A 23121-nucleotide genomic window follows, 5' to 3' on the forward strand; every position below is an offset into this window, starting at 1 on the left:
CGCGCTTTAGCGGTATCTCATTCGACTCCGAAAGGATCCCATTTATCGGCTATCCCGTCGAATGCGCCGCGATTTTCAAGTTCTCGGTAAAAATCCTTCGTATACCGATACATTGTCATGGGATACTCTCCGAATTCCTGGCCGAGAGCCTGTTTGTACTCCGCCCACATGCACCAGAGAAAACCCCCGAGGGCAATGTAGAGGTAAAGGCGCAGCCACTCGCTTTCTGAAGGCTCTTCCCCAACGTACAGGCGCAGGGCGAGGTCGATCCGCTCTTTATCGAACTCGGCGAAAATAGCATACATGGCAACGTCCATTATCGGATCGCCCATGCCGGCATACTCCCAATCGATGATCCTCCCCTCGCCGCTGGGAAGCATGAGGATGTTGATGTGGGCGTAATCGCCGTGGCAGAGGATCTCGGGAACGCCAAGACGCTTTTTCAATTCGAACAAGCGACGAACCTTGCGGTTGGTCTCGTTGATATCGCGGAACAGGATCGCATGGGCGCTTTCGGCAAGCTCGTAATAATCGGCCGTCATGCGCCCGATATCGAAGCGGTGCGGTATCTCGATGGCAAGGTCGTGCATCTTTCTGATTTGCCGCATCGAGATTTCGAGATCGCGATCGTCGAAGGGGTCCGCCGAGCGAACATCTCGCCAGTAGCGCGTGATCTTAATGCCCGTATCGGCATCGAAGCGAACGACTTCATCGGATATGCCGAGCGGCATTATCGAATCGTACACGAGCTTCTCGCTGCGCCGATCGATCTGCTTGTCGGTTCCTATGCCGGGAACCCGCAGCACGTACTCTTCGGCGCCGAGGGAAAAATGAAACGAGTTGTTGGTGACTCCTTCTTTAAGAGGAAAGATATCCTTGATCGACGCCTCCTCGACGCCAAACGACTCGGCGATAAAACGCATGATCTCGTTGCGGGAATCGATTGCGTAAGAAATATCGTAAGCGCGCAGCTCTTCGAGGCACTCGAACTCATGCACGTTGCCCGTTTGATCGCTCGCATACATAGCCAATTCGTCTATATGGTCTTTGAGAATCTGCTCCCAGTAAAAATCATCGGCATCCGCCCGATCCTCGTACTCCCCCATGAGCTCAACGAATCGGGCTGAGAACCGCGCGTTGAAAAACGCCGGCCCTACGATGGCAAGCGAATCCGCACCCCCGATTTCGATACCCGTTATCCGCATCGCCTCGTCTGTATCGACGCACCACTCGTCCGTCGGTCCGTCGAATCGCAAGCACGAAAACCAACTGTCGAATTCATACGCATTGAATATCGCCCGATCGATCCAGTTGTCCGCAACAAGCACATACGAGTTCCCCAGATACGATGCCGCACACCGCAGGCTCTCAAGATTGTTCTTTACGGCGTAATCGGGATTAACGACAAGCTTCACGCCGTATTTGTCCACAAGATACTCGAACGCCTCTTTCATGTAGCCGACTACGATTACGATATCGGAAACGCCCGCATCGATCAGCTGCTCTATCTGATGCTCGAGCATGGGCTTTCCATGAACCTCAAGCAATCCTTTGGGTTTTTCATAGGTGAGGGGAACGAATCTGGAACCAAAACCCGCCGCAAGGATAATTGCGTTATCGACCCTATGGGGTTCCAAAGATTCTAGCCCGTGCGAAGTTGCCCTAAAGCCCTCGTCGAGCAATCCGCTTTCCCTTAACCGGTCGCACGTCGCTTCGACCGACTCGGGCGAAAGCCCGCTTTCAACAGCCAGCCGTTGATACGTGCGCGGATTTTCGCTCGCGTCCACGCATGCGCGAAGCACATAAAACGCTTCTCTGCTGAGACCCATTTTCTCCCCTTTACTCGCCCTCTATCGCACATAATGATAGCGCAAACGCATACGATGGGCTTCGAACATGATACGAACGGTTGTACATTCCCGAAGCTCATCGCAAGCGGAGCGCATCCGCCCGACGCGAAAACGCGCTTCAACGCATTCGCGGCCGTATTCGCCCGCGAATGCGTCTTCGTCGAGGAAAACGAGGGCTGGCGAAGCCGCTAACGGGCCGAATCCCCATAGAGCTCGATCGCAAGATTTCCGTATATCTTCGCAGCTCGATACCAAAGGTACAGCCATTCCCCCACAGGATCGCCCGCCGAATCCTTGAACAACGCCCAAACGAACCAGTAGTATGCGCTGATTCCCACATACGCGAGGCAGTGCTTCATCTCGGAGTCGGTCGGCGTTCTGCCGAAATAGAGAGCGATTACGCCTTTCGCCTCTTCGACCGTGTAATCCGAACAGCAGATGAAGGTCCCGAGATCGCTCGCGTAGTCAGACATCGCCGAGTATTCCCAATCGATGAGATACATAAGGTCGTCGCGTACAAGAAAATTCGGATTGTAGAAATCGTTATGGCACAAACACGGCTCGATGCCGTCCGATTTCACCAGTCGATCGAGCTTTCCCGCACGCGCCGTCAGCTCATCGAAATCGGGGAAAGACGGGTCCGACCGCTGCCCGAGCAAACCCACAAGCTCGCAAGCCTTCTCGTAAACGTCAAACGACCAGCTGGAGACCTCCCCGCTGGTATGAAGCTTGCGGGCAAGGGCAAGACCCCGCTCAACGTGTTCGGGGTTATGGTAATCGAAATCGACGCAATCGAATACGTAGCGCGACAGCTTCCAACCCTTCTCGGGATCTTCGTAAATGAACGTGTCGTCGATACCGAGCCTCTTCGCAACGCCCTGAGAGTGCGCCTCGCTTTTCCTGTTGATGATCTCATCGGTGCCTGCTCCAGGATGGCGGTACACGTAGGTCGAGCCATCGCAGGCGAACCTGAAGGAAAGATTGGTAAGCCCCTCTTTTATCGGCACGATGTCGACGATGGCCGACCGGGGGCACCCGAGAACGGAGCAAATGTTATCGAGTATTTCAGAGTCGACGTTGTCGATGAAATCGCCGTCGAACGCTCGCAGGTCGTCAAGGGAATCGAACTCGTAGATGATGCCGGGGTCATAGGGGCGCATGACCATATCGAAATCCTTGATATGATCGATATACACGTCTTCCCAGAGCTTGCCTGCCGTTTCGGGCTTATCGTAGTCTTCTTCCAGCACCTCGATGAAACGGCTTGAAAACGCATGATCGAAATACACGTGCCCAAGCATGCCGTAGGCATCCGATCCCCCAACCGTAGCGCCCACGATACGGTTGCCTGCACCCACCGTCAGGCAGTACTCATCCGTTTTCCCCTCGAAGAACTGCGCCGAATAAAATGCTTTGTATTCGTAGGGCGCGAAAACGTTTTCAGTGAAGTAATCGTCCGACGAGCAAATGTAGGTATTGCCGAGCAGCTCCTTCACAAGCATGAGCGTCGAATTATTATTGCGCACGGCGTATTCGGCATTCACTTTGATGCGCACGCCAAACTTGTCTTCAAGGTGGAAGAACGCTTCCTTCATATAGCCGACAACTACCGTGATGTCATCGATGCCGGCCTCTTTGAGCTGACGGATCTGGCGCTCGATGAGAACCTCGCCGCGCACCCTGAGAACCCCTTTGGGCTTATCGTAGGATATGGGAGCGAACCGAGAAGAGAAACCCGCCGCCATGATGATGGCGTTTTCCACCCGATAAGGTTCAAGGCTCTCGAAACCCCGCTCGGTCACCTGGTTGCCCGCCTCGAGCAAGCCGCCTGCCAGAAGCTGCTTGCACGTAGCGTTCACCGACCCGAGCGAAAGACCGGTTGCTTCAGCTAAATCCCGCTGCGTTGAAACACCCCCCCCCGAAGCGCACGCTCTTAGAATGAGGAATTCCTTCTTATCGAGAGACATGGACATCCTTCCAATCCGTATCCGTAAATCCGTTCAAAGCGCAGTTCGCCGCTCTGATCCGCCAGCCAAGACGCAGGGTTCGCCATGGCAAAACGCCCGACCGAAACGGCCGGGCGCGACGATGTGCAATCAGAATCCTTATGCGGTCTCGAGCGCCGGATCCACCGTCTTTCGAGCGGCTCCCTTGTCCTCGAGGAGCTTGTCCTTCGCCTCAAGCTCTTCGGCCTTCTTAACCGACAGCCACCGGGCAAAGGCGATAGCGCATATACCGGCAACCAGCTTGCCGAACATGATCGGAACGATGAGCGTAGGCTGGAAGTTCGCCGTGAACGAAAGGTGATCGCCAAGCACGAAGGCGCAGCAGACCGCAAACGAAAGGGTGATAACCTTGTCGCGCGCCTTCATCGTCTTGAACATCGCAAGCAGCGCGAGCAGGTTTGCCGAAGCCGCGAGGATGCCCGTCATTGCATCGGAGTCAAGCCCTACGGTATTGCCGAGCTTTTCAAGCGGCTTGGCAAGGAACTTCCTGATCAGCCATACCATCGGGAATGCGCCGCACAGCATCATGCCCGTAGCGCCGCATGCTTCGAGACAGCGCATGAGGTCGTCTTCGGTCGCAAGGATCGGATCGAATCCCCACGCCGACCCAAGGGTCGAAGAGAAGAATCCGGTGAAGTACTCGACCACGCACAGGACGAGGATTATCTTCAGAGCAGATTCGAGCACGCGGCCGAACACCATGAAGCCCTTGATCATCGCATCGGGCTTAAACCGCAGACCCAGGGCGAGGGCCACGCAGATGATAATGAGCGGCACAAGATTGATTCCTATCTGGCTGAACGTAAGCGCAAGCTGATAGGTCGCCTCGGTATTGGTTGCGGCGGTTTCGCGGATGAACGGGTTCGTGAACGCAAGGATAACGCTCGTCACGAGCACGCCGATCGGAATCGCCAGGAATCCGCTCATTGCACCGAGTGCAAGGTACTTCTGATCTTTCTTGGGGATCATCTTAAGCGCCACCGGTATGGTGAATACGATGGTAGCGCCAGCCATATAGCCGGTCGTCATGGCCATGATCCAGCCTTCGTAGGTTTGAGCCAGCGTTTCGGCAAGTTGATAGCCGCCCATATCGGAAGCGATGAACGTCGTTGCCGCAAGCGCAGGGTCTGCACCTATCGCCGCATACGCAGGTCCGAACACGGCGCTGATGAACGCCTTCAGATACGGAATCGACGCCCATACGCCGGCAACCGACAGAAACAAAGATCCGATCGCTTCGATGCCGAACTGCCATTGTTGGCCGAGCTCGCTTTCGGGTTTGATAACCGAAGCGGCACAACCGACAATCGCGCAGATCATTACAATGTACACGACTACCGTGCCGAGCATCTCCATGGAAAACCACACCTTTCCCAGCGGCCCCTCGCCGCTCTTCGAAGCGCACCAAGCCGTCGGCGGCGATCCCGCCGGACGATGCGCTTTCCGTACTATTGCTTGTACAAAGCAAGCGCCTGCTTCATCATCCGCTTGCAGAATTGATACCAGTTGAATTCGTCTTCGCCGATCGGCTGGTCGAGATAAGCTTCGTAGCCTGCCCAAACCGTCCAATAGAACTTGCTGAGCCCCGTGCCCGCTATGCTATGGCGGTACTCTTCGTCGGTCGCCTTTCCGCCAAAATACCGATCGATCGCATAACGGGTTTCTTCCTCCGTCATGAAATGCTGCAAAAACGATCCCATGTCGAGCCCGTAATCGCCTGTAGCCGCGTACTCCCAGTCGATAAGGTCGAAACCATCTTCGGATACGAGGATGTTGTTGCCCCACGCATCTCCATGGACCAAGCAGGGCGGCACGTTGTCGGCGTCGGCATAGCGCTTCGTCTCTTCAGCCAACTCGAACAGATCGATGAAACCCTCGGGATAGTTGTCCCTGCTTCCATACATCAAGTCGGCCAGCTTTCGCGCCTCTTCGTACGCATCGAAGCAGCGCGGCACGGTCTTTCCCGAATCATGAAGCGCACGTACCATCTTCATAGCCGCGTCGATATGCTCGCGATTGCCGTAATCGAACGTTTCGGTTGTTTCAACGAAGCGGCTTATCTTCCATCCTTGGTTGGGGTCTTCGTAAATGAAGGTGCGATCGAGCCCCAGTTCGAACGCGATCTTCTCGGCCTCGGTTTCGCTCGGACGGTCTACGAGGTTTTCGCTGCCGTTTCCGGGATGGCGGTAAACGTAATCCTGCCCGCATGCGGAAAATTTGAACGAGAGATTGGTAAGCCCTTCTTTGATCGGCTTGATGTGCCCGATGTCGGATCGCGTGCATCCGAGCGTCGCGCAAATGTTGTCGAGAATGGAGGAGTCGACGTTGACGATGAAATCGGGGTCGAACGAGCGCAGATCGTCAAGTGAGTCGAACTCGAGAATCGAGCCGGACTCGAACGGCTTCATGACCATGTACAGATCCTTCGTATGCTCCGCGAAGATCTGATCCCACAGCTTCGGCTTGGTCTGGGGCAAATCGTATTCGTCTTCGAGTATCTCGATGAACTTCTCGCTGAATGCCCGGTCGAAATACACCTGACCGAGCGCGACGTAGCGATCTTCGCATGTGGTCTCGCCGTATTTGACGATGCGGTTCGCCGTCCCAACTTCCATAACCCATTCCGTCACCTGGCCGGGAACGAGCACGCCGGGAATGTTAGCCTCGTATTCGTATCGGGAGAACACGTTTTCGGGAAAGTAATTGTCAGACGAGCACACGTAGGTGTTGCCGAGCTTCTCGCGAACAAGCCAGAGCGACGAATGGTTGTTGCGTTCCGTGTATTCGCTGTTCACGGCGATCGAAACGCCGAACTTCTCCTCTAGATAGAAGAACTGCTCTTTCTTATACCCGACGACCACCGTGATATCTTCGATGCCCGCTTCTTTGAGCTGGCGGATCTGGCGTTCGATGAGGATATCGCCCTTTACCTTGAGCAACCCTTTGGGCTTGTCGTAGGAAATGGGAGCGAAGCGCGAAGCAAACCCCGCAGCCATAATGACCGCGTTCTCGACCCTGTACGGCTCGAGCGCCTCCATGCCCGCAGGCGTCACGCGATAGGACTCGTCGAGCAGAGCCTCGCCGATAAGGCGCTTGCACACGGCGTTAACCGTCCCGAGCGACAATCCGGTAAGGCGAACCACATCGCGCTGGCCCGAAACCGCAGCGGCATCGCGGCACGCATCGAGAACGAGAAACTCATGTCTGGTAAGCATTCCACCCATCCCATTGCTTTAGTGTTCAAATTCGTATCTAGCATCGGATATTTTGAACTTGTAAAAGGAAGGTAAAATGAGCAAACTCGATATTCACAGAAAAAACAACTTGATATGTTTTCCCTCAACAGCAGTTTTTTAGCCGCCGTATTTGTATCTCACCTGATAAATACCATAGTTGTTCAATTTGAGCCAATAAACAGACTTTACTTAAACCGAGATTGGCATTTTCATAAGTCATAGTTTTTGTTCAAATTATATAAACAATCTTATCATTTGAACGTTAGAAGCAGACAGGCGTTCATAACAGCATGCCGTTGGAAGAAAACCCGAAACGCTCGTCTAGGCGGATCGAATCCCAACCGCCAGCAACCTGAACAGTTCGATCATGCGCAAGCACTCATCTGCGGAAGGTTCGATCAGGTGCATAATCGGCGGCAGGAGATTCCACGTTGCCGATCCGACCATCAAAGACACGCTTACGCGCCATGCACCCGAGCAACTATCGTATGCGGCACTTGCCTGCGTGACGCCCAGCAGACGCAAGCGTTCCTCGATAAGATCGTTCTCGACCAGCGCGGGGAACAGCGCAAGGGGATCGCCCCCCGCGTTCGCGCTGTCGCCAATGAGCTTCGCCGAACCCGAGACCATCTCCATCATGCAGCCAGGAGCATATGGCCCGGCAACCGAAAACTCGCATACGAGATCATACAAGATTGCGAATAGCTTGCTCTGGGGGCGGTATCGCAGGGTAAGGGGGCCCGTTTCGGAGCAGCACCGCAGGTCCAAAACGCGGACAAGCGGCTCGGGGGCGACTGGAAAGCAGACGCCAGCTTCGCCTGAAGCGGCCACGAGGCCCTGCCCAACGCAATCGAGCTTTCGCTCAGCCCTCTTGTTGACGGCACTATAGCCCCGATGGCCGGTCCGTTTCGTCATGCCCGATATGCCCTACGGCTCTCGGCGCCCCCCAACGGCCTGCCCGTTTGATCGCTAATCCACGATTCGACGGCCTCGTCCCATACGGGAAGATACTCAGAGGTATCGCGAATGCTTTGAGCCATCTCTCCTATGGGAGTTTTCTCCCACATATCGATGTGCTTGATCTTCATCCATACGGTAACGTAAACGGCAACGACCGCCATGGCGATAACGGCGGCGAGCCAGTAGTCCGACAACGTCCAGATAGCATATGCAACACCGCATAAGCCGATGGGGAGCGTCAGCTTGGCAAACGGCGCCTTCCAAAGACGGGGGAAATCAGGGTATCGACGGCGAAGGACCAGCACATCGATCATGGCAATGGCATAGGAGATCATCCACGTTATGCAGGCGACGGAAATAAGGGAAAGAACCGTGTCGGCATTGGTTCCATTCAGGCCCACGTATACGATGGTAACCGCCATAAGCGCGCCGGTAAACACAATTCCGCAGATCGGCGTTCTGAATCGGGGGCTGATCTTCAGGAACAGCTTCGGCATCAAGCCTTCGCGAGCCATGCCGTAGAGCATGCGCGGCAGAGCGGCGCAGTAGGCGTTTGCCGTCGTGAACGATGCGAGGATGGTCAGCAGCGTCATAACGATCGACCCTCCCCATCCGAGCATGGCGCTCGCCGCCTCGATATGGGGCACCGCCGATGTCGAAAGCGTGGCGGCATCGGTGTAGCGGACCGCCGCCGTGGCGAAAACGGCATCGACGGCATATATTGCAAGCAGACCGAATATGAGCGCATACGGAATATTGCGATAAGGCTTCTTGTTCTCTTCGGCCATCGGACAGGCGAATTCAAAGCCTATGAAGAACCAGATCGCCGTCCCAACCGAGCTAAGCGCGACCGCAGGCCCTCCCTCGGGCCAGAACGAAAGGCCCTCCCCAACAGGTGCCGCAACGCCGGCGAGCTCGCCGGCATGGAAGAATCCAAGCAAGCCCAAGACGGCAAACGTCACCACCATGCCAACCGTTATCCACGACTCGACCATGCCGTATACGTTTACCCCTACGACATTGATCGCAATCACAACCGAGAACAGCACAACCGCTACAAGAATCTGAGGAATGCCGGTAATCGACTCGACCGAAGCGCCGCCCATCATGATTTGGGTTCCCCCGTCGCACGCAATAAGCAAAACGTATCCGGAAAGGAGGGCGAACATGGCCCAGAACCGGCCAAGGGCCGGCAGCGTATAGTCGGATATCATGCCTCCCCCGGGAAGCATGGCGGATAGTTCGCCGAAGGCGAAAGCGGCTGCCATCATCGGAACAAGCGCGATGGCGGCAATGATGAACGTCGCATAGCCCGTCGTTCCAGCTAGATTCCCGACGGAAAACATAGCCGTTCCCGATACCACCAAACCCACCGCAGCCCCGAAAGCAGGAGCAAACCCAAGCACGCGTTTCAGTTTCTCTTTTCCCATGATCGCTCCTACGGAATAGCCAGGCGGCCCGCGGGAGCATACAGCTCGAGGGCTTTCTTCGAGTACACGTTTGCGTATCGGTACCAGTAGTAAAGAAGGTCGCCGACATCGTGGCCGGTGCTTTGCCGATATATGCCCCACAGAAGGTAATGGTAGCTGATCAGGGCGATCGACCCGAACATATGCCTGGTTTCGGTGGGCTCGAGCGGCCGTCCGAAATACAGCTCAAGCAGTTCGAGAACCTCGCGCTCTGAATGCCCCCCCCCGACGATATAGGAGCATACGTCGTTTGCAGGGTCTCCCAACCCGGCGTATTCCCAATCGATCACGCATGCGCCGTCGCCCGACACTATGATATTGCTGTCGCACATGTCGTTGTGGCACATGACCTTATGGACGCCGTCGGCCTCGACGTAGTGATACACCCGCATGATCGCTTTGTCGAGCTCTTCGAGCTCGAACTGGCTGTGATGCTCGCTCTCCTGAGCAAGCTCGCGAAATCGCTCGCAATTAGCTGCAATGTCGAAACGCCAAGGGCAAGGGATATCGGCCTCGTGCAATCGGTGCATCAGATCGAAGGCCCGAAGCGCATCTTCGGTGTTATGGTATTCGAAATCATAGCATCCATCGACGTAGCGAGAGAGCTTCCAGCCCTTCGACGGATCGATCGCAACCGTCGTTCCGTCGATGCCGCATTCGTCTGCCGCCTTTTGGGCGAAAGCTTCGCAATAGCGGTCGATGATCTTGTCGCTGCCTTTTCCAGGATGGCGATAGACGTACTTTTCGCCTCTGCATGTAAACGAGAAAATGACATTCGTGTTCCCCCGCTTGATCTGCTCGAACTCACCGACCTCTTCGGCGCCGCAGGCCAACGAGCTGCAGATGTTCTCGATGATATGCGAATCCATGTTGTCGATGAACCGGTCGTCGAAACGCTTGATCTCGTCGATGGTATCGAACTCGAGGATATCCCCCCGCTCATAGCGCTTCACCCGAGCATTCAGCTCGTCGACGTGCTTGGCAAAAAAGGCGTCGAGCAGCATATCGGCAACATCGGGATCGTCGTATTCTTCTTCCAGAAGATCCATGTAGCAACGCGAGAAATCCTTCGTCCAGTAAAACTCGCCCACCTGATACCAGTCCCCCGCAGTGCCGCCGACGCCGTACTTGACAATGCGATCGTGCGTACCGGTGTCAACGCACCACTCGTCGGTTTCGCCGTCTGCCCGCACGCAGGCAAAGTACGAATCGTACACGTATTTCGAAAAGGGATTGAGGGTGAAGTAGTTGTCGGATGAGCAGATGTACGAATTGCGGATAAAATACCGAGCTGCATAGAGCGACGACGTGTTGTTGCGTCGATAATAATCGGGGTTGACCAGAATCTTCACGTTGAACTTATCTTCAAGATAGAAGAACAATTCTTTCATGTAGCCGACGACGACGTATATTTCCTCGATGCCGGCCTCCTGCAGCTGCCTGATCTGCCGCTCGATCAGAACTTCGCCGCGCACCTTGAAAAGCCCCTTGGGGCGTTCGTAGGACAAGGGAGCGCACCGCGACGCGAATCCCGCCGCCATGATGATGGCGTTATCCACCTTGTACGGCTTAAGGCTTTTCAAGCCTTCCTCGGTTACGCAGAGCCGATCGTTCTCCAGACATCCCATATCCCTCAGCTCGCGCACGGCTGCGCTCACCGAGCCGAGGGAGATACCGCAATCCTTCGCGATCTCCCGCTGCGTCTGGCCCTGATTCCCCTCGATGGAATTCAATACTTCGAATTGATTCTTAGTCAACATATGATCTTTGCCGCTCCCCGCTTTTCGCCTCTATCGCTGCGACGAATTAATGACTGATTAGCTCAGTTTATTCTTTGTGTTCAAATTTGTAAAGATGATTATTTTTTTGAACACTATGGGAGAACAGCGGATATTGCTCGAATCGCTACGGTTGACGCGAAAGGTAAAAGCGTTCGAGCCAACGAGCAGAGTCATCGATATCGAACCCCTGCAAGCGAACCTCATCGACGTTATCCCGCCGATCGCATGCAGAATCCAATATCGACAGGCATTTCGATGCCCATGCCGCAGCCCCTTGCGACAAGGGCAAGCGGGTAGCGTCTTCCACCAGTATCGCACCCTCCGGCACCCCCGTTGAGGCCAATACCGGCAAGCCGGAAGACTGGGCTTCGATTACGGCTATCGACAGCCCCTCTTTGAACGAAGGGAACACGAACGCATCGAACGCCTTGAGCAGATTCGGAATGTCTTCTCTCACGCCGAGAAAATCGACCGATTCGCCTATGCCAAGTTCACATGCCGCATGCTCGAGGTCATCCGCCAAAGGGCCCCTTCCAACGCAAACGAGACGAGCGTTGGGAATTTCCTTTTTGACAAGAGAAAACACCTCAAGCAGAAATCGATGGTTTTTCACCGAATCGAGCCTGCCAACATGACCCACAAGCGGAACCGAAACGTCGTATCCGTATGCTTTTTTGCATGCCAAGTGAGCTGCCTGGTCGCATCGATACTGTTCAAGGGCTATGCCGTTTTTCAGCACCTTGAAATTCTCTGCTTGGACTATCCGGCTGCCGAATCGATCGCGACCCGCCTCGGAAGAGCACGCCATGTAATAATCCGCAATAAATCGGGTGGGATACGACAAAACCCTGAATGCAAGCTGCTCGAGACTGAGCGGGTAGTTTTGCGCATGGCTGTGCGCTATCGTATACCGCTTTGCCCGCTTTGCCTCGGAAAGATACATTGCCGCGCTGCTGCCGATATGCCCGTGCACAACACGATGCTCCCCATGCTCGCCGAAGAACTCGCGAAACGCGCGGCGGTACGACAGCATGTTCGATCCGGTGAACCGCGGCACGCGATACAGCCTACCGCCCAGGTCTTGTATCTCTTCGTCGTAGTCGCAGGGCCTTTCTTCATGCACCACAAAATCAAACTGCACGACGTCTCGATCGATCGCGCGGTACAGATTCATGATCATGGTTTCAGCGCCACCGCGATCCATCGCGCCGATAACATGCAGCACCCGCATCATAAACGCTCCATCTTTTCAGCCTGCTCCTCCGACCGAAGCGCACCCAACTCGGTCTCTGAAGGAATATCCGCTTTTTCCGAATTCGCGCCCGAACGCATCCTCCACAGCAGAAGCGCAAGCAGCACGGCAACGCCCACCGCACAGGCGCCCGCCCCCGCAAAACTGACGCCGTTCATATCCCAGGTATTCACGCAGATGAAACTCAATGGGATAACCACGACAAAAGCTGCGATGTTCCCAATGAAGTTAGCTCTGAAATCTCTAAGCGCGATAAGCAGATCTCCAAAAAACCAGAGGTACGCGGTCATAGCCGTCGAAAGAATGATGGGCTGGAGCAGATAAACGTACGGGGCGATGCTCTCGCCAAACAACAATTGCAGCGCCCATGAGCCAATGAATTCGAGGACGATCGAGCAAACAATGCCGACAGCCGCAATCCCGGCAACGGTTTTCAGAAGAAGCCCTCTGAAGCCTTTCCTGTCGCCGCTAAAATACAGTTTTGGAAAAATATCGAGCAGAGGTCCATATAAATACATTGCCCCCATCTGAATGATGAGCGCAGGCGAAGCGACTGAAGAATAGATGCCGAGCGACGCATCGCCGAATACGAAATAAAGATACTGCTTCGGGATGGTAAACAGCGCGCTCGCCGCCAGAGAGGCGATTACCGCCGGAAGCGAGGTCTTGAAAAAGAAGGCAGCCTTTTTCCAGCTGATGCGTATTCTCAGCTTTTCGAATTGACTTGCTTTCGGAATATCGTATGCAAACAGAACGACAAGGGACAACGCCGTCATCGCCACAATGGCGATGTTGAGATTGCGCGTAAGCACATATGCGCCGAAAAAGCCAACGATCAACGCGACGCCCTGGATGATGAACGATTTTCCGATATAGTCCATTCGGCGATTCTGCTGGTCGAGACCATGCAGAATATCGATCAGAAGACCAACCGCTTTATATACGAAGAACAACGCGATGGTAATGAGAGCGTAGGGTGGACAAGTCAGGCACGCATACACCATGCAGGCGACAAAAGCCAATCCAAGCGTAATGCAGCGAAATCCGAAGTACTCTCCGAGCTCGTTTTCGTGCTTGATATCCGATATTTGATACGTGCCCATTTTGTAATTGGCGAAAGTACCGAAAATGCCAACAACCGACATGGCAAGCGATAGCAACCCTGCGTCATCGAAGCTGCCAGACGAAAGCCGCACTATCAGAACGGTCATGAGCCATTGGCAGGCAAGATACGTGAGCGATCCGACAGAATTCCAGATCATGTTCGCCTTGATTGAAAGAGGCTTAACACCCATAGGGGCCCCTCTCGAATAACGGATCGGCTGTCTTCGCGAAGTCCAACGACGCTGCTGTCATCACAGGCGAAACGCCTCGCAGGTATGAATGTCGCGCTTGTCTATCGCAGGAGGCGTTTCCCAATCGCCATATGATTTTGCCAAATACTCTCGGTAGTTCTTGGGAACAAAATACCGGCGATCCTCGAACGGCACCTCAAGCGGCTCGAACCACGTCTTCGGAAGAAGCACTCCAGGGTTATCCTCGCCGATGAAATCGGTGTAGTAGTCGGTTTCGCCCGTATACGCGTTACGGGCGTTCTCATCGATTTTCTGCGCCGCCTTATAAGGGTCCATGCGCGAGAATACGGGATGGGCAACGCGTTTAACCAGCTTCGCAAGCATCGTCGAACCCAGAGACGGATCCGCAACCATCAGGCTGCGCATCAAGGCCATCCGGGAACCTCGGGAGAAAGCCTTGTCGTGAGGATCGGCGACATCGTCAAGCGGGAAAATATCAACCCAAACCCCCGTTGCGTATCGCCTCTGCGTAAACGTATCGTACACGATCGTGCTCGAGTCAACGACTTTCGTAAACGGATATATCCCGCTCCGGTCGCGATAAGTGGCAAGTTTGTAGCGCTCGACGATTTTCGAGGAATCAAAGCATTCTCCGACAAAACGCTCGTAATCATCGCGCGGCATTATGATGTCCATGTCGTCATCCCAGGGGATAAAACCTTGATGCCGCGCCGCGCCAAGGCAGCTGCCGTATCCGAGGAAGTACGAAAGCCCTTCTTTTCGGCAAATGCGATCTATCTCGTCCATGATTTCGAGCTCGATGCATTTCATATCGTCAATGGTGATTTTCTCCATAGGTGTTCCTTCTGGCTCGCACATGAGAACGAACCGCAAATGTCTCAGAATCCAGCGGTTGCCTACTCGACGGCAATCGGCGTTAATTATATTCCACGCAATTCGCTTGGCTCAAGCTCCACCAAAACCACCCAAAACCCAACGCCCAAAAACGGGGAACGGCAGGTCGGCGAATCTCAAATTCAACGGTACCCGGCTATCGCCAACCCCCGTTTTTCCCATGCGGATCAACGGGGCCCTCTCCAAAATCAAGGACCATCGGCGCATGATTCGTTCTCAGCTCGAGAGGAGGCATCTCCATATACGAAGGACCGTACCAGGTCTTCAAATAGGTTTCGACATCATGGGGCACAGGATAGCTGCCCCCCTCGAATTCGCACGGAACCGTCGGCCAAAGTGTGGATGCCGCAAACGGGGGATCCGGCGGATACGCCATTGCAGCGAACAAATCGCCATCGGCGATACCGGATGCCGAACGGGCCGACCGCTCGAACGATTTAGCCATGCGCTTCGGATCGAACAGGATGCGGCATGCATAATGGGCAACGACGCAAGCCGCGCGCTCAACTGCGCCAAGCGCCCCCTTGTGGGGAACATGCACGCTCTTCGCGTGGTAAAGATACGATACCCGCTGCCAGAACGTGCAGCGCGAGAATTGCCTGCCTCGCTCCCGCTCGTCGGCAAACACGGGATCGTACGGAAACACGTCGACGAAAATTCCCTGGTCAAACGATGCTTCTATGGTTTCCTGAGTATAGAACTTCGTTCCCCGTTTCCAAATTTTCGCAAACATGGGCGCATACCCCGCCGTCTCGCCGGGAATGCCAACCTCGTAGCTTTCGCCCAACTCGCGCTTTGCCGCCTCGATGAACCGTTCGTAATCGTCACGCTTCATCCCGATATCGATATCGTCATCCCAAGGGATGAACCCCCGATGCCGAACGGCGCCCAAAGCAGTCCCCGAATCGAGGAAATACTCGATCCCGTTCGCCCTGCAAAGCTCGTCGATCTTCTTGAGAACGTCAAGCTGCTCGAGCTGCAGCTTTCTCAGCACGCCGTCGTCATACATCATCGCCGCGTGCTCTTCTCCTTCGATTTATACCGTTCGTGCCGCTCGTGATCCCTCAGCGCAACTTCCTGGGCAAGCACGTCGAGCCGTTCTTTCAGATTCGAAACCTCCACTGTAAGCGTGAAGCATCTAATGAACAAAAAAGCGATAACGCAAAGGAAGATGAAATTCGACGGCGACTCGATGCCGAGCAAGTTCGAGAAGAAGAACACAACGCTCGGAAACACCGCCGCGACGACGAGAGCCGCTGCGAACAGCAGCCAGAAAACCGAATTCGCAATGCTCATTTCGGTTTTCTTGAGCTTGCGCAGCACGAAAATGAAAACGATGACCGCGCCAAGCACGAGAACTATACGGTAGTTGATGCTCATCGGCACGTCACCTCAGCCATTGCACGATCGTTATCGAAACGAATGCGCGCGCCATGTACATAATCGATTTCGAGAAGCTCAGATAGCTTTCGCCCGTCTCGCGATCCCGCATCTCGGCCTGCACCTCAACGACCTTGAACCCTTTGCGTATGAGGAAAGCCAAGGTATCCGGCTCGGGGCCGAAATCAGAGCGCTTAACGAACTCGGCGATTGCCCGCTTGTTGTACATGCGCATGCCCGAAGTCGGATCGAACAGCTTCTTCCCCGTCGTCAGCTTAATGAGGAAAGAAATGAGGGCCGACCCCGCCATGCGTGCCGAGGCGCCCTTCTTCTTCGACACGAAACGCGAACCGATAACGATATCGGCACCCTCGCTCACCAGCGCATCGAGCATGGGCTGAATGTATTCGGGGCGATGCTGGCCATCCGCGTCGAACTGGATCGCGCAGTCATAGCCGTGGCGATCGGCATATTTCATCCCCGCCTGAAAACCTGTCGAAAGGCCCACGTTCACGGGAAGATCGAGGAAATTGAACCCCTCTTGGCGGCATATCTTCCCCGTATCGTCAGTCGATCCATCGTTGATGACAAGGATGTCGACCGTCGGGGCTACGCGCTGCAGCTCCCTCACTGTTCCAACAATGCAATCCTGCTCGTTGTATGCTGGTATGATCGCTAGTAGTTTCATGGTCTCCATTATAATCTAATATGATGCATCGGTCGCGCATCTGCGCAGATCTGTGCAGATTGGATTCGCCGACGTCATCGGAACGGTGCAACAGGGCCGATGGACAAGTATAATACCGATTCGGCCATCGAACGCCAGGCCGCAGAAAAGAACCCCACGACCTTCAGGAGGAGCCCATGCCGAGCGAAAGAAAACCTTGCGTTTGCATCTTCTCGGCACTGTACCCCCCCGCCGTCGGAGGCGTGGAAACCTACACGGCAAATCTCGCCAAGGCGCTGCGCGATTTGGGCTACCGTGTTATCGTAGCAACCCTGAACAGCCAAGGTCTTGCGGCTCGAGAGTCGGCGGACGGCATCGACGTGGTGAGATTTCCCTGCCGTGCTCTTCTTGGGGGACGCTACCCCATCGCCCGCAAGAACAGCGAGCACAGAAAGCTGCAATCATGGCTTCGATCGCAAGCCGTCGATTACGTCATCGTCAACACGCGCTTTTACCTCCATTCGCAATCAGGGCTTTCGTTTGCCCGATCCCAAGGTATCGCGCCTGTGCTCATCGAACACGGATCGGCTCACCTCACGATGGGAAGCCCGCTGGTCGACAAAGGCGTCGAATTCGTCGAGCACCTGCTAACGGCGGCAGGCAAACGACACGGCGCATCCTATTACGCCGTGTCGAAAAAGGCAAGCAGGTGGCTCGGGCATTTCGGGCTCGTCTCGAACGGCGAACTGTACAACTCGATCGATGCCGACGCATACCTGAAACAGGCAAGCGCGCGATCGTTCAGGGACGAACTCGACATACCTGAAACCGACCTCATCGCAGCCTTCGTCGGTCGGTTGGTACCTGAAAAAGGGGTGCAAGCCATAGCCGAAGCGGCCCGCATGCTCGGCGCCGACAGCGGCGTGACGTTTGTCCTCGCGGGAGACGGACCCCTGTTCGACGAGATGGAGAAGCGCTCTTCCGAAAAGCTGCACCTTCTCGGAAAGCTCTCGCCGCGCGACGTATCGGCCCTGTTGGCGCAAGCCGATCTTTTCTGCCTTCCCTCGCGCTCCGAGGGTTTCGCCACCTCGCTGCTCGAAGCGGCGGCATGCTACACGCCTTCGATCGTCACCGACGTCGGCGGGGTCGACGAGCTGATTCCCGATGCCAGATTCGGCACCGTCATCGAAAACGCCGAACCGCGAACCGTTGCCGAAGCCGTGCGCCAGGCGGCGGAACATCGCGAAGCGCTCGCTGCGCAAGGGGCATGCGTCGGAAAGCTCGTCAGAACCGAATTCTCGTGGAAGAAAACCGCCGAGAGAGCCATCGAGGCATGCAAGGCGGCTCAGCTATCCGATTGACGGCCGCAAGCGAAATCGTCGTCGGCATCTACGGCACGGCAACCTCTCGAACGCAGATCGGCGCCCTACTCGACGACGGGGCGCCCTATCGAGATATAGCGCACTCCCGACCCCCCGAACGCCGCCGGTTCGTACACGTTGCGCCCGTCGTAGACTTCCGCCGCCCCCATGAGGGCGGCGTATTCCTCCGGCTCGATCGATGAGAACTCCTCCCATTCGGTGAGGATGAATGCCATGTCGGCGCCCGCAAGCGCCGCTCGCGCACTTTCGGCGTATTCGACAACGCCCGGCTGCGCCGGGTAGCGGCGTTCGAACGCCGGCATGCCGCAGGGATCGAACAGCACCGATACAGCACCTTTGTCGCGCAGCATTCCAACCACATCAAGCGAGGGGGCATCGCGCAGATCATCGGTATTCGGTTTGAAGGTAAGGCCGAGCACCGCGATCCTCTTGCCCGCAAGCGAGCCATGCCGATCCTCCGCCTTGGCCACGAGCAGCGTCTTTTGAGCGGTGTTCACTTCGATGGTCGCCTTTATGGTTTTGATTTCATGGCCGTGGCAGGTACTCAGCCAATGAAGCGCCTTCGTGTCCTTCGGGAAGCACGATCCCCCGTACCCGATGCCCGCACGCAGGAACTTCTCCCCGATGCGCGGATCGGCCCCCATGCCCGCCGCAACGTTCTCGATGTCGGCGCCAACCACATCGCAGAGGTTCGCTATCTCGTTGATATAGGATATCTTGAGGGCGAGAAAGTCGTTGCTCGCGTATTTAACCAGTTCAGCGCTACAAAGATCCATCACCATAACAGGGGCGTCGAACGGACGGTACAGCTCGCGCATGAGAGAGGCGGCCTTCTCGCTCTGCACGCCGACGATGATGCGAGAGGGATAGAGCATGTCGCGCAGAGCCGTTCCCTGCGAAAGGAATTCGGGGTTCGAGACGACCTCGAAGCTCCGGTTCGCACACCCATCCGCCATTTCGTCGAAGTACTCCTGGATGCGCGCGTTCGTTCCCGGGGGAACCGTCGATTTGATGACAACGGGACAGCCCTCGCTCCTGCTTTCGGCGATCTGGTCGCAGGCCGCCATGACGTAAGACAGCTCGGCCGACCCATCCGCCTTCTCCGGCGTAGGCACCGCCACGAACACCATATCCGCATCGGCGTACGCATCGCGGTAATCCACGGTGAAGCGAAGGTTTTCCGCCGACTCCCCCATGAGCTTTTCAAGTCCGGGTTCGAAAAGCGGCGATTTGCCGGCTTTCAGCATGGCGATCTTGGCCTCGTCTATGTCGAGCCCGACAACCTTATGCCCCTTTGCGGCGAATACGACCGCGGCCACCAGCCCAACGTAGCCCGTACCGCATACAGTGATGTTCATCTGTCTCGCTTCCCTCTTCCCAACGCGTCCTTTACCGCACAGGGAACAGCCATTACGGCCTTTCCTACAGCATACGTTCTCGACTGGATAATATCGCGCTTCTCCTGTTCCATCCGCTCGATCGCCTCGTCGCGCCAGGCGAGTTCTCGCTCCAGCTTTTCGATATGCCCCTTGAGCCACGAAACATCGCTTTTCGCGCGCGCAAGGTCTATATCGAGCAGCAGACCCCGACGGATGGCTTCGAAGCGGCCGGACCGCAGAATTTCGGCGGCAGTTCGCCCCCGCTCGTCAATGTAAAACCCCTCTTCTGCATCATCGGGCAAAAGCGGCGTAAGGTTCTTCTCCATATCCTCGAGCAAGCCATCACGCGCATCGCCATCGAGCGTGTCGAGGTTCCAGAGCGAGAAATCAAGAAACCAATTGACGTAACTGCGCTCGAACGTCTCGTATAGGCCCTTATCCCTAAGGCCCCGACCGATGGCAAGGGCGGCTTTTCCCGCATTCTCCCAAGACCGGGACCGCGTTCTTTCAAGCGAATCGGCATTATTGGTACGATGCATGACGAGCGCATCGCCGACAAAGGCGATTCGTTCGGCCAGTATAAGGGACATGAACACGAAGTACGCATCGTTTGAGGTTCTCAGATCTTGGAACCGAAGGTCGTGCTTTCGCACGAACTCGGACCGGTACAGTTTATCCCATGGCCACCCTACGCAGAATCGAAACATCACATCCTGAAGCGCCACCCCCGAATAGACCGATCCTTCCTCGATGTAGAGCAGCGAAAAATCGATCGGTTCGACGCGCTCCGTCACATTATCGTAAAAATTGGAGCGACACACGACCACATCGGCTTTCGTATCGGAAGCCCTCTTCACCATCGATTCGATCATCGCGGAATCGAAGAAATCATCAGCGTCGAGAAAAGCGACGTACTCGCCGGACGCATGTGAAAACCCTTCGTTGCGGGCAACCCCCGCATAGCGATTCTCTTGGGTAAGAACCGTTATGCGGGAGTCCTCGCGCGCATGCTCGCGAATCCGATCGAGCGTATCGTCGGCCGATCCGTCATCGACGACGATGATCTCAAGGTTCGAATAAGTTTGGCGTCGGATGCTATCCAGGCACCGATCGATGTATTCGGCGGCATTGTAAGCCGGCACGACCACCGATACCAGCGACTCCGGCGAAACTCCCGCTCGCTCCCCTCGCATTTTTTACCTACCTTTTCAAAACTCTTCTGACAATGATCTTCAGCGTATCGAGAAGCCCGTCATAGCGCATATGGAACCGCAGCAGATCAAACGCACCTGCAGCCTGCGCCTTCTCGTACGCAGCCTGCTTTTCAACATGATAATTGTAGTTGTTGCAATAGCCTTCCGGATCCTCCATGATCATCCGCAGATCCGCCCATTCCTCGGGCCAAAACAGCGATTCATCCAACTCGCCTCGGGCTTCGGCCTCGCGATACTCCTTCGAATACCGCTCGAGAAACGGCATCTGGAATTCGGGAGCCAAAAGCGAGAAGGAAAAATTCAGATTGTGCATTTTCTTATAGTGGAAGATTCCTATGAAGCGCTGTTCGAGCGCAGGGTTTTCTGCGAGAAACCCCCTGATCCACGCATACTCGTCAGGCATGCAGAACACCTTGTTGTTTTGGTTGATCGACGACGCGGCGTTATCCTGCCGATAGCAGTAAAACGCCTCGGGCAGAGCATATATCCGCTTTGCCCAGCAAAACGTCTGAAACCAGAATCCGTTATCCTGGTAAGAGGCTCCAGGGCTCTCGTGATGCCTGATGTTATGCTTGCGAATGAAATCGGTCCGGTAAATGCCCGTCCAGTTGAGCATCTGCATGTTGAATACATCGAGGTTGTCGGCCGGATTCAAGACCGTATTGTAATACTCGCTATGCGGCGTAAGCTTTTCCTCCCAGAAAATCCGCTCCCCGTCTGCCCCCGTTTTGAACTTGGTAAAATCGGAGCGGACAAAATCGACGTCATTCTCCCGAGCAGCCGCGTAAAGTTTCTCGTACATGGTAGGCAAAATGAAATCGTCCGACTCGACGATCCCGATATATTCGCCCTTCGCGATATCCATGCCCCGATTCATACTGTGCCCATACCCCCCGTTGGGCTTGTCGATAACCACGATTCGCTCATCGCGTGCAGCGTATTCCTCGATCACATCGAGCGTAGAGTCCGTCGATCCATCGTTAACGCAAATCACCTCGATGTTGCGCAGGGTCTGTCCCAATACGCTGTCAAGAACCTCGGGTAGAAAGGCTTCGACATTGTAGCAGGGGATCACGACCGAAACGGCCGGACGCACCGACTGGCTGCTTACGCTCATCTCTGTTCCTCGCTCTCGTTGCAACCGCTCTCGACGGCGCCGGCACCAACATAGGAAAGAAGGGCGCCGCGGTCTTTCGCATGGCGTTTCCCGTCTTCCTCTTCTCCCTTTATTTTTCGTATCGCCCAGTAAACCATATCTCCAAAGGCCGATTTGTATCCGCGTTTCTGCGCTTCGGCGAAAAAGGCAACCACGTAGCTGAGACGGGGATGCTTATCGTTTCTCCGGGGATCGCAGGGCACCGCTCCGCCCAACTCGGCGGCAAGGCTCGCATACCGCTCGTGGCAATCGGCCGTAAGAGTGAAGTATCCGACGCCGTGGTGCGCAAGCTCGATTTCAGGGAAGCCCCCGTTCACGAGGCGCTCGATCAGCCCGCGGCGCACAGGTCCCGCAGGCAGGGTTTCGATGTTCCAAAGAGTGTAGTCGAACGCCCAGTTGAGAAACCCCCACGACATGCGCTCGTAGCGCACGGGATCCTCCTGCAGCTTCTCTTTCAGCAGGCAAATGCCATGGTAGAACTCGGTCGGGTTCGCAGTGCGGGAATTCGAAACCGATCCCGAACGGTTCATGCGATGTTTGATGAGCACTTCGTCGTAGAAGCTGATTCGCCGCGCAAGCACAAGCGATAAAAATACGAAGTACAGATCTTCGCTGTTGCTCATAGGAGGAAACCGGAGGGCGTTGTCTTCGACGAACGACCGTCTGTAGAGTTTGTCCCAGGGCCACCCGATAAACGCCGTCAGGATGTAGTCGTACATATCTGCACAGGAAAACGGATCCTTTGCGGGAATCTGGTCGACTTTCGCAGTCCAAGGAGCCTTCGAAACGGCACCGGTGGCATGATCGTACTCGACCGATCGGCATACGACGATATCGGCATCCGATTCGACCGCCCGACCATGAAGCTTTTCTATCATCTCGCAATCGTATATATCGTCGGAGTCGAGCAGCATAAGATACTCGCCCGTGGCGAGATCGATTCCCCGATTGCGCGACAACGCCGGTCCAGCGTTGTCCTGGGTATATACGGCAACACGTTCATCGCCTGCCGCATACTCTTCGAGAATCTGCAGAGATCCGTCTTTCGACCCGTCGTCGATGCATACGACTTCGAGATCGCGATACGTCTGGGACAAAACAGTATCCATGGTTTCACGCAAACATGATTCCATGTTGTACACCGTTAGGATCACCGACACTTTATCCGCCAAACCAGCT

General features: G+C 55.5%; 18 protein-coding genes. 1 reads left to right on the plus strand and 17 read right to left on the minus strand.

The window, feature by feature from the left end; all coding sequences use genetic code 11:
* Positions 1-17: 17 nt before the first annotated feature.
* The 13 genes from C1719_RS10080 to C1719_RS10140 form a co-directional block, all read right to left on the minus strand.
* On the minus strand, positions 18-1829 hold the full coding sequence (locus C1719_RS10080) for an NTP transferase domain-containing protein (protein WP_102374984.1): 1812 nt from the start codon (positions 1827-1829) through the stop codon (positions 18-20).
* Positions 1830-2038: 209 nt separating this feature from the next.
* A complete protein-coding gene (locus C1719_RS10085) occupies positions 2039-3817 on the minus strand; it encodes a phosphotransferase (protein ID WP_102374985.1) in 1779 nt (592 codons plus the stop codon).
* A 138-nt stretch (positions 3818-3955) separates the two neighbouring features.
* Positions 3956-5212, minus strand: a complete 1257-nt coding sequence (gene eutH, locus C1719_RS10090) for an ethanolamine utilization protein EutH (RefSeq protein ID WP_102374986.1) — start codon at positions 5210-5212, stop codon at positions 3956-3958.
* A 92-nt stretch (positions 5213-5304) separates the two neighbouring features.
* Complete coding sequence (locus C1719_RS10095) at positions 5305-7080, minus strand: phosphotransferase (RefSeq protein ID WP_102374987.1); 1776 nt, start codon at positions 7078-7080, stop codon at positions 5305-5307.
* Between the two features lie 333 nt (positions 7081-7413).
* On the minus strand, positions 7414-8007 hold the full coding sequence (locus C1719_RS10100) for a DUF3156 family protein (protein ID WP_102374988.1): 594 nt from the start codon (positions 8005-8007) through the stop codon (positions 7414-7416).
* On the minus strand, positions 8004-9482 hold the full coding sequence (locus C1719_RS10105) for an APC family permease (RefSeq protein ID WP_102374989.1): 1479 nt from the start codon (positions 9480-9482) through the stop codon (positions 8004-8006). The genes C1719_RS10100 and C1719_RS10105 overlap by 4 nt, the downstream gene beginning before the upstream one ends.
* Positions 9483-9490: 8 nt before the next feature.
* Entirely contained in the window at positions 9491-11281 is a 1791-nt protein-coding gene (locus tag C1719_RS10110) for a phosphotransferase (protein ID WP_102374990.1), read from the minus strand.
* A gap of 145 nt (positions 11282-11426) precedes the next feature.
* Positions 11427-12536, minus strand: a complete 1110-nt coding sequence (locus C1719_RS10115; RefSeq protein WP_102374991.1) for a glycosyltransferase — start codon at positions 12534-12536, stop codon at positions 11427-11429.
* On the minus strand, positions 12533-13849 hold the full coding sequence (locus tag C1719_RS10120) for a lipopolysaccharide biosynthesis protein (protein ID WP_102374992.1): 1317 nt from the start codon (positions 13847-13849) through the stop codon (positions 12533-12535). Before C1719_RS10120 ends, C1719_RS10115 begins: the two co-directional genes overlap by 4 nt.
* A 60-nt stretch (positions 13850-13909) precedes the next feature.
* Positions 13910-14704 carry a LicD family protein gene (locus C1719_RS10125; protein ID WP_102374993.1) on the minus strand — a complete coding sequence of 265 codons (795 nt, stop codon included), beginning with the start codon at positions 14702-14704 and terminating at the stop codon, positions 13910-13912.
* 196 nt (positions 14705-14900) lie between these two features.
* Positions 14901-15776 carry a LicD family protein gene (locus tag C1719_RS10130; protein WP_102374994.1) on the minus strand — a complete coding sequence of 292 codons (876 nt, stop codon included), beginning with the start codon at positions 15774-15776 and terminating at the stop codon, positions 14901-14903.
* Positions 15773-16144, minus strand: coding sequence for a DUF2304 domain-containing protein (locus C1719_RS10135; protein WP_102374995.1), 372 nt, complete (start codon positions 16142-16144; stop codon positions 15773-15775). The genes C1719_RS10130 and C1719_RS10135 overlap by 4 nt, the downstream gene beginning before the upstream one ends.
* Positions 16145-16151: 7 nt before the next feature.
* Positions 16152-16832, minus strand: coding sequence for a glycosyltransferase family 2 protein (locus C1719_RS10140; protein WP_102376029.1), 681 nt, complete (start codon positions 16830-16832; stop codon positions 16152-16154).
* Positions 16833-17008: 176 nt separating this feature from the next.
* Here C1719_RS10140 and C1719_RS10145 point away from each other — a divergent pair, with 176 nt between their 5' ends.
* A complete protein-coding gene (locus tag C1719_RS10145) occupies positions 17009-18172 on the plus strand; it encodes a glycosyltransferase family 4 protein (protein WP_102374996.1) in 1164 nt (387 codons plus the stop codon).
* A gap of 65 nt (positions 18173-18237) precedes the next feature.
* On the opposite strand, the gene C1719_RS10150 is transcribed toward C1719_RS10145, so the two are convergent.
* Genes C1719_RS10150 through C1719_RS10165 form a run of 4 tightly spaced genes read right to left on the minus strand, consistent with a single transcriptional unit; the run spans position 18238 to position 23114 of the window.
* Entirely contained in the window at positions 18238-19551 is a 1314-nt protein-coding gene (locus tag C1719_RS10150; RefSeq protein ID WP_102374997.1) for a UDP-glucose dehydrogenase family protein, read from the minus strand.
* The gene (locus C1719_RS10155; protein ID WP_102374998.1) at positions 19548-20765 is read right to left on the minus strand and encodes a glycosyltransferase family 2 protein; all 1218 of its coding nucleotides are present in this window, start codon (positions 20763-20765) and stop codon (positions 19548-19550) included. The genes C1719_RS10150 and C1719_RS10155 overlap by 4 nt, the downstream gene beginning before the upstream one ends.
* 7 nt (positions 20766-20772) lie before the next feature.
* Positions 20773-21903 carry a glycosyltransferase family 2 protein gene (locus C1719_RS10160; protein WP_102374999.1) on the minus strand — a complete coding sequence of 377 codons (1131 nt, stop codon included), beginning with the start codon at positions 21901-21903 and terminating at the stop codon, positions 20773-20775.
* On the minus strand, positions 21900-23114 hold the full coding sequence (locus C1719_RS10165) for a glycosyltransferase family 2 protein (RefSeq protein WP_146007887.1): 1215 nt from the start codon (positions 23112-23114) through the stop codon (positions 21900-21902). The genes C1719_RS10160 and C1719_RS10165 overlap by 4 nt, the downstream gene beginning before the upstream one ends.
* Between the last annotated feature and the right edge of the window lie 7 nt (positions 23115-23121).

This window comes from Raoultibacter massiliensis, from assembly GCF_900199545.1.
Taxonomy (GTDB): Bacteria; Actinomycetota; Coriobacteriia; order Coriobacteriales; family Eggerthellaceae; genus Raoultibacter; species Raoultibacter massiliensis.